Source organism: Mycobacterium sp. (assembly GCF_025965855.1).
Lineage (GTDB): Bacteria > Actinomycetota > Actinomycetes > Mycobacteriales > Mycobacteriaceae > Mycobacterium.
The window spans coordinates 1-8198 of record NZ_JAOPWB010000249.1; the positions used below are offsets into that span (position 1 = coordinate 1).

Annotated in this window: 7 protein-coding genes; 3 read left to right on the plus strand and 4 right to left on the minus strand. The window is 67.6% G+C overall.

What is annotated here, in order from left to right:
* Positions 1–566: beta-xylosidase (locus JWP83_RS21450; RefSeq protein ID WP_297734424.1), on the plus strand; the 566-nt coding region annotated here is incomplete at its 5' end.
* A gap of 212 nt (positions 567–778) precedes the next feature.
* Here the strand turns inward: JWP83_RS21450 and JWP83_RS21455 are convergent.
* The 4 genes from JWP83_RS21455 to JWP83_RS21470 form a co-directional block, all read right to left on the minus strand.
* On the minus strand, positions 779–1630 hold the full coding sequence (locus JWP83_RS21455) for a L,D-transpeptidase (protein ID WP_297734425.1): 852 nt from the start codon (positions 1628–1630) through the stop codon (positions 779–781).
* Between the two features lie 113 nt (positions 1631–1743).
* Positions 1744–3180, minus strand: coding sequence for an NAD(P)/FAD-dependent oxidoreductase (locus JWP83_RS21460; RefSeq protein ID WP_297734426.1), 1437 nt, complete (start codon positions 3178–3180; stop codon positions 1744–1746).
* Positions 3177–4907: a DUF3556 domain-containing protein gene (locus JWP83_RS21465; RefSeq protein WP_297734427.1), complete on the minus strand. Its 1731-nt coding sequence runs from the start codon at positions 4905–4907 to the stop codon at positions 3177–3179. The genes JWP83_RS21460 and JWP83_RS21465 overlap by 4 nt, the downstream gene beginning before the upstream one ends.
* Positions 4908–5032: 125 nt before the next feature.
* Complete coding sequence (locus JWP83_RS21470) at positions 5033–5449, minus strand: hypothetical protein (RefSeq protein ID WP_297734428.1); 417 nt, start codon at positions 5447–5449, stop codon at positions 5033–5035.
* A 226-nt stretch (positions 5450–5675) separates the two neighbouring features.
* Between JWP83_RS21470 and JWP83_RS21475 the strand changes: the two genes are divergently transcribed.
* The gene (locus JWP83_RS21475; protein WP_297734430.1) at positions 5676–6485 is read left to right on the plus strand and encodes a 1-acyl-sn-glycerol-3-phosphate acyltransferase; all 810 of its coding nucleotides are present in this window, start codon (positions 5676–5678) and stop codon (positions 6483–6485) included.
* Between the two features lie 3 nt (positions 6486–6488).
* Complete coding sequence (fadD12, locus tag JWP83_RS21480) at positions 6489–8111, plus strand: acyl-CoA ligase FadD12 (RefSeq protein WP_297734432.1); 1623 nt, start codon at positions 6489–6491, stop codon at positions 8109–8111.
* Positions 8112–8198 lie beyond the last annotated feature (87 nt).

An 8198-nucleotide genomic window follows, 5' to 3' on the forward strand; every position in this document is an offset into this window, starting at 1 on the left:
GACCGGCGGCCGGAGGAGCGGGCGCCGCTGGCGCGCCCGCGGCCGGAGGACCGGCGGCCGGCGGACCGGCACCAGCCGCCACCGTATGCACGTCTAGCGCGCCGCTCACCGATATGTCGGGTGTTCCGCTGGTTGCGCCCGGCCCGGTTCCGGTGGTGCCGGCTGGTGCTCCGCTGATTGCGCTTGGGCCGCCGGTGCCGGCCGGTGCCCCGGTGCCGGTAGGTGCTCCAGTGCCGGTAGGTGCGCCCGTCCCGGTAGGTGCGCCCGTCCCGGTGGGTGCGCCCGTCCCGGTGGGTGCACCGGTCCCGGTAGGTGCGCCGGTGCCCGTCGGAGCGCCGGTCCCCGTGGGAGCTCCGGTGCCCGTGGGAGCTCCGGTCCCGGTGGTGCCGGTTGGTGCTCCGCTGATTACGCTGGCCGGTGGCCCCGTGGATGCTGCGCCTACGGGTGCTGCTGCTCCAATCATCGACATGGCTGGGACCGGTAAGGGTGCGCCGACCGGCCCGGCGCCGGCCGGCGGGCCTGTGCCCGGTCAGCCGGTTCTGCCCGGTCCGTCGGGTGCGCACTGAGGCTGATCTTCTTGGGGCCGTACGGACCCGCTGGGTTGCTCCCGGCGGGTCCGTCCCGTCTGGACGACAACGGCAGTGCGACGCGCGTCCTTGGACACCGAGATCGACGGCAGCGTGCAGCTCACTCGCACTTCTTCGCGCCCGCGTGAATCTCGGCGAAGGCTCGACGACGTACCGGCTGAAAAGCCTGCGGGCAACAACAGATTCGCATGTCAGCTAGGTGGGGACTCCCAGAGCAGCGGCGGCTGTTGCCGTTGCGAGTCCTGCACGATCACCGGGTCGCCGATATTGACCGTGTTGTAGTACCACTCCGCGTCCTCGGGGCTCAGGCTGATGCAGCCGTGGCTGACATTCTCAAGCCCCATCGCGTTGACGGCCCACGGAGCCGAATGGACGAAGAGGCCGCGGCTGGTGATGCGGACGGCGTAGTCCACCGGAATCCGGTAACCGTCGGGAGCGTCGACGGGGATGCCGACGCTGCTCGAGTCCATAACCACCGAGCGTTCCTTTGACAGCACGGTGTAGGAGCCGACCGGCGTCGGGTACTCCGGCCTACCCATCGATGCCGGCATGACCCCCTCCTCCCCCCAGTGGGGTCGGTGGTGCGGTGCCGGTAGCGAGCGCGGCGGTCCCGACTCGACTCCGTCGATGCTCACCTTGAACGTGTGATCCGTGATATTGGCGACCCCGACGACGGCAGGACCGGTTTGAAATTCCGTGGACAGGCCGCCCGCCGATAGCGCCACCGTGCTGTGCGCCGGCCAGAATCGGTCGGGAACCCACTGCACTACGTCGCTGTCGAGCCATTCGAATTTGCCGGTCATCGGCGGCGCCGATTTGATCTGGATGGCGCGCTCGGCCGCGTGCCGGTCCGCGATCGGCGCGCTGAACGTCACCACCACGGGGTGCGCCACACCCACCACGTCGCCGCGCGTGGGTAGAACCGACGCGATGGCGAACCCATACGGCTGGTTGACCGCCGCCAGGCGTATGTCGGACGGCCCCGCAACCACACTCGCAGCGATCCCCATGACGGCAAGAACACACCGAACGACCGCTCGCATGGCCCCTAATTCCTTCTAACTGACATGGTTGTAATAGTGATGGTAAGGGTGCCGTGAAGAGTGGAAGCGGAAGGGCGCGTTAGCAATTCGATCAAGTCTCGGTCACGGTTTGGCTACAGAGTTCGGCGGTCACGCAGCCACCGCAGTGCCGACTCGGCGGCGTGGTAGCCGCACAGCCCATGGATGCCGGCCCCCGGCGGCGTGGACTGCGAACACAGGTAGACGCCCGGCACGCCGGTCGCGTACGGGTTGACGGCGATCCGCGGTCGGAGGATGACCTGCAGCCGGTCGTTGGCGCCGCCGAGGATGTCGCCGCCGATGTAGTTGGGGTTGTAGGCCTCCAGGTCGGCCGTGCCCGTGCTGACGGTCGCGATGACCCGGTCGCGGAACCCCGGGGCGAACCGCTCTATCTGGTCGACGACGGCGGCGGTGGCGTCGCCGGTGTAGCCGAACGGCACGTGCGCGTAGGCCCATATCGGGTTGATGTTGCCCGCCGACCGTGACGGGTCGGCCAGGTATTGCTGCCCCACGAGGACGAATGGGCGCTCGGCCAGCTTGCCTTGTGCGCGTTGGCACTCGGTGTGGGCGGTCTCGGCGAAGGTGCCGCCGAGATGGACGCTGCCGGCGCGCCGGCAGTCGGGGTTGGTCCACGGGATGTCGCCCTCGATGGCGAAGTCGACCTTGAACGCCGACGACCCCTGGCGGTAGCGCCGATAGGACCGCGTGATGCGGCCGGGCATGGCGTCGCCGTAGATCTTCAGCGCCGCGGCCGGGCTGAGGTCGAGCATCACGATGTCGGCATCGGGGATGTCGCCGCGGCCGGCGACGGTCACCCCGGTGGTGATGGCGCCGCCGTGCGCTCGCAGGGCGGCGGCCAGCGCCCGGGTGATCGACCCGGATCCCCCCTCGGCGACGGGCCACCCGTAGCGGTGGCCGCCGGCCAGGAACAGCAGCCCCACCGCCGCGGTCAGGGGCCGGTCCAGCCGGCTGTAGACGTGCGCGGACGCACCGCCGAACAAGGCGCGCGCCCGCTCGGTGCGAAACCAGCGGGCCATCACAGTGGCCGGCAGCACCGCGCGTGGCCCGAAGCGCGCGAGGCGAATCGGGTGGCGCGGGACATTGATCACCGGGCGAAACAGATCGTGGGACAGCTCGTCGAATCCCGCCGCGAGGTCGCCGACGGCGGCCCGCCACCGGTTGCCGTCGGGCCCCATGCGCGCGACGGTCTCCTCGATCGACCGGTACAGCACGCCGGCGGTGCCGTCGTCCAGCGGATGCGCGCAGTCGACTTCCGCCCACTTCCACACCAGCCCGTAGCGCGCCAGGTCGATCTCTTGCCAGAACGGCGAGCCGACTCCGAACGGATGGGTCGCCGAGCAGTGGTCGTGGATGACGCCGGGGACCGTCAGCTCCCCCGAGCGCGCTCCCCCGCCGACGGTGTCGCGGGTCTCCAGCACCTGCACGTCGACAACGTGCCGGGCGAGGTGGACCGCGGCGGCCAGACCGTTGGGCCCCGCACCGACGACGACGGCCTTGACACCTACTGTCACTGCCTGGCGCGTTGGGTGGTGATGTGGACGGGGAACTCGTCACCGGGCTCGGGCCACGGCTGCCGGGTCAGCATGTCCGCGACCTCGACATAGCCCGCCTCGATCACCCCGGTCTTGGCGTCGAGGATGCGATACCACTGCTTTTGGACGTGGATCGGCTGGCCTTCGAGCACGATGACACGGACGTCGCCCTCCTCGAAGTGGCAGCGGCGCTGCACCGCCTCGAGCAGCTGCTCGTTGTGCAGGTGCCCCTCGCCGAAGTTCCACCCGACGAGGGGCCCGGCGACGATCTCACCATCACGCACGCGGTAGTCGGCCTCGTTGGCCTCTCCGCCCAAAGCGCGGGGCAGCAGACCGTTGAGCGCCCTGCCATGGGTGTGCATCGCGCGGAACGCGGACGTCTTGTCGCTCATGATCTCGGCCGTGTTCGCGTCGTAGAGCTTGGCCAGCTGATTGACAACCAGCGCAGAGCTTTTCACGATGTCGGCTTCGATCTTGTCCTCGGCGCCCGCGCGGAAGCACCACACGCTGGTGGCCCAGTTGCCCGCGTAGTAGCGCATCGCTGGGAGGAACGAAATCTTCTGCGGGAAAATATTTCCCGCGATCGGCACGATGGCGAGCGCGACGATCAGGATGGCCAGCAGCAGCGGCGAGGAAAGGTCGACGGCACGGATCCCGCCGTAATGCCCGAACAGATAGAACAGCGAGAAGATGAAGAACACGTTCCATTCCAACGGGACTCCCATCGGGAGGTTGGAAAGGATGTTGAGGTGGAAGATCACCATGAACCCGATGAGGAACCACCGCCATGGTTGATCGCCGGCGACAAACACCAGAACCGTCGGAACCACGAATTCCGCCGTGGTGCCGCCGACGTGGGCCATCAACTTCGGCAACCAGGAGGGTCGCAGGTCGTTGACGTGGTCGACGTAAAGCGCGTGCTTGAGGGGGTTGAAAAGCTTGCTGCGCAGCAGCGCGTTGTTGCTCGTCATCACCGACACGACGTACGGAAAATGGTGATTGAGCTTGGAAGTCGCTGCGCCCCACCATAAGCCGAGCATGATGATCTTGTAAGCCGCGATCTGATCGGTGAAGGGGAAGAAGAACACGATCAGCATCAGCCAGTAGTGCTCGCCGCGGGCCGCCAGGAAGATGATCTTGTCGCGCAGGCCCAGCACCGCCAGGGCGACGATCGTCGGCACCACCCGCACGGGGTCGATCAAGCCGACGCCGGGCGACAACAGCGCCCACACCCCGCCGATCAGCACGACGGCATAGAGGGCGACGTCGACGACGGTGCGGGTATCGCCGCTGGTGAACGGCACCTTGCCCGGCCACGCAGGAAGCCGAATCGTGTTGGGGCGCAACCAATATAGGAACCCCCCGATCGGCGGCATGAACCGCCCGGTCAGCGGGCCGGAGCCGCAGCCGAAGCCCAGGACCTCGAACAGCAGCGTGAAGACGATGAACTTCTGATACACGATCGGCTGCGTCCACCAGTCGCCGATGCGGCCCAGCCCGCCCAGTCCCGGGGTCAGCGAGATGATCAAGGCCGCAACCGCGACGTACAGCGCGATCTTGAGCAGGTACAGCAGATACACCGCGTACGGGGTCCCGAAGCCGTGCTCCGCCCAGTGCCGGGTCGCGATCTGCAGTCGCGTTGCCCGTGGCTGCGCCTGCCAAGTGTCAGGGTCGACGTCCGGTAGCTCCGGTGACATGAATCCCATGGGCGGCCTCATTCCCGTCGCAGGTGAAACCAACTGGCGAATACAATCTATCCGCAGCGTGCGGCGCGCCGGAATGGGTCACCGAAAATCGCTGACGCGCAGCCTGATTGACGACCGAGGCGGTCCTAACGGATTGCGGGCCACGTCCGAGGCGGGAATCGCCGCTGCAGCTTGTCGATCAGGCCCTCAAGGGTTTGGCGTTCCTGCTCCTCGGCGCGCGCCATGCGCCGTAGGCTGCCGGCGCCGTCCGCGTCGCCAGCGGCTTCCGCGGTCGCGATCGCCTTCTGGTACTCCCCGAGCCGGTGGTCGATGTGGCGGCGGCTCTGGGCGAGCACCCGGCGGAAGTAGTCGGCCTGGCGGTGGTCGGCTGCCGCGGCCGCCGCCGGGGAATCCGCGTTGGCCCCCGGTTGGCGGACATTGACCGGACCGGGGCGGACCGCGTTGCTGCGGGGCGGGCGCCCGCGCCGGTCGCGAACGCCGTTCGACACGTGCCCAGCGACCGAGCGAATACCGCGCTCGTCGGACAAACCGGCGACGTCCATTTTCGCCTCTTTTCGCTGGGCAGGGTCATGGGCGGACGTAACAATAGCCCCCCATCCGGCCGGCGCCACAGGCCTGGATGATGGGGTACCTCAGTTGGCGGTTCGCTCAAACCCGCGTTGGGTACAAATTCTGTTCAAACACGGCCAAAGCGGCGCGCGTGCCCCTCGCTACCATCGAGGGACCCGACGCGGCAATGCGGCCCCGCCGGAGCCTCAAGGGAGAAACGTGACCGACAGCGACAGCCCAGACGTCGAGGACATCGACAAGTTCGATCCCGGTCTGACCCAGCGCCTGATGGGCGTGTTGCGCCCGTTCCTGAAGACCTACTTCCGGTCCGAGGTGCACGGCTTGAATTCATTCCCGCCCGGCGGAGCGCTCGTGGTCGGCAACCACTCCGGCGGCACGTTCCCGATGGACGTCCCGATCTTCAGCGTCCACTTCTACGAAAAATTCGGCTACGACCGGCCGGTCTACACACTGAGCCACGACATCCTCTTCATGGGCCCCACGGCGCCATTCTTCCGGCGCACCGGCTACATCCGGGCCAACCGGGAGAACGCGGCGAAAGCCCTGCGGTCCGGCGGCGTGGTGGTCGTCTTTCCCGGCGGCGACTACGACGCCTACCGGCCCACGCTCGCTGAGAACGTCATCGACTTCAACGGCCGCAAGGGATACGTCAGCACGGCGATCGAGGCCGGCGTGCCCATCGTGCCCGCGGTGTCCATCGGTGGACAGGAGACGCAGCTTTACCTGTCCCGGGGAACGTGGCTGGCCCGGCGGCTGGGCATAAAGCGGTTGCTGCGCAGCGACATTCTGCCGCTCTCGTTCGGCTTTCCGTTCGGGTTCAGCGCCGCGATCCCCCCGAATCTTCCGCTGCCTACCAAGATCGTCACGCAGGTGCTGGAACCGATCGACGTCGCCGCGCGGTTCGGCGACGACCCCGACGTCGACGAGGTCGACGAGCACGTGCGGTCCGTGATGCAGCAGGCCCTCAGCGAGCTCGCCGCCAACCGCCGCTTCCCGATCCTGGGCTGAGCCATGGCATCTCGTATCGACCAGGCCCTCGGGGTCTTAGGCACCCTGTGGCGCGCCGGGATGATCGCGCCCATGCGTCCCGACCGCTACCTGAAGATGGCCGCCGCGATGCGCCGCGAGGGCATGGGCATGACGGTGGGCTTCGCCGGTGCGGCGCGACGCTGCCCGGACCGTCCCGCCCTGGTCGACGAACTCGGCACGCTGACCTGGCGGCAGCTCGACGAGCGGATCAACGCGTTGGCGGCGGCCCTGCAAGACTTGCCCTCGGGCACACCCAAGGTCGTCGGGATCATGTGCCGCAATCACCGCGGTTTCGTCGAGGCGATGGTGGCCGTCAACCGGATCGGCTCCGATGTCGTGCTGCTCAACACGTCTTTCGCCGGGCCTGCGCTGGCCGAGGTGGTCAACCGCGAGGACGTCGACGCCGTCATCTACGACGAGGAGTTCACCCCCACAGTGGACCGCGCCCTGGCCGACAAGCCGGACGCCACCCGCATCGTGGCGTGGACCGGCGGGCAGCACGAGTTGACGGTCGAGAAACTCATCAAAGACCACGCCGGGCAACAGCCTCAGCGCACCGGCCGCAAGGGCAGGATGATCCTACTTACCTCCGGCACCACCGGAACACCCAAGGGCGCCAACCAAACCGGCGGCAGCGCCGGAATAAGCACGCTCAAGGCGATCCTGGACCGCACGCCGTGGCGGGCCGAGGAGGCCATCGTGATCGTGGCGCCGATGTTCCACGCCTGGGGCTTTTCGCAGTTGATATTCGCCGCGTCGATGGCGTGCACGGTGGTCACCCGGCGCAAGTTCGACCCGGAGGCCACGCTCGATCTCGTCGACCGCCACAACGCGACGGGCCTGGCGGTGGTGCCGGTGATGTTCGACCGCATCATGGAGCTGCCCGCCGAGGTGCGAAACCGCTACAGCTGCAAGTCATTGCGGTTCGCCGCGGCCTCCGGCTCGCGGATGCGCCCCGATGTCGTCATCGCCTTCATGGACCAGTTCGGCGACATCATCTACAACAACTACAACGCCACCGAGGCCGGCATGATCGCCACGGCGACACCGGAAGACCTGAGAGCAACGCCCGACACCGCGGGCAAGCCGGCCGGTGGCACCGAAATCCGCATTCTGGACCAGGATTTCAACGAGGTGCCCATCGGAGAAGTCGGCGGCATCTACGTGCGCAACTCCACCCAGTTCGACGGCTACACCTCGGGCAAGACCAAGGACTTTCACGAGGGGTTCATGTCGTCCGGCGATGTCGGCTACCTCGACGATGCCGGCCGGCTGTTTGTGGTCGGGCGCGACGACGAGATGATCGTGTCCGGCGGGGAGAACGTGTATCCGATCGAAGTGGAGAAGACGCTGACCGCACATGAGGACGTGGCGGAGGCATCGGTGATCGGTGTGGACGACGAACAGTTCGGGCAGCGGCTGGCCGCGTTCGTGGTTCTGAATGCCGGCGCATCGGCTACCCCGGACCTACTGAAGCAGTACATCCGAGAGAATTTGGCGAATTACAAAGTGCCCAGGGATATCACGATCCTCGACGAACTCCCTCGCGGCAGCACCGGAAAGATCGTGCGCCGTGAATTGCAGGACCGCGCCGGCCGTGCGTAGACGCTTTCCGCTGCTGCGCGCCTCAGCGGAGCTGCTCAACGCTGCCAACGGCGTGCGCCCACTCGGCCGCGAGGGCTACATCACCTT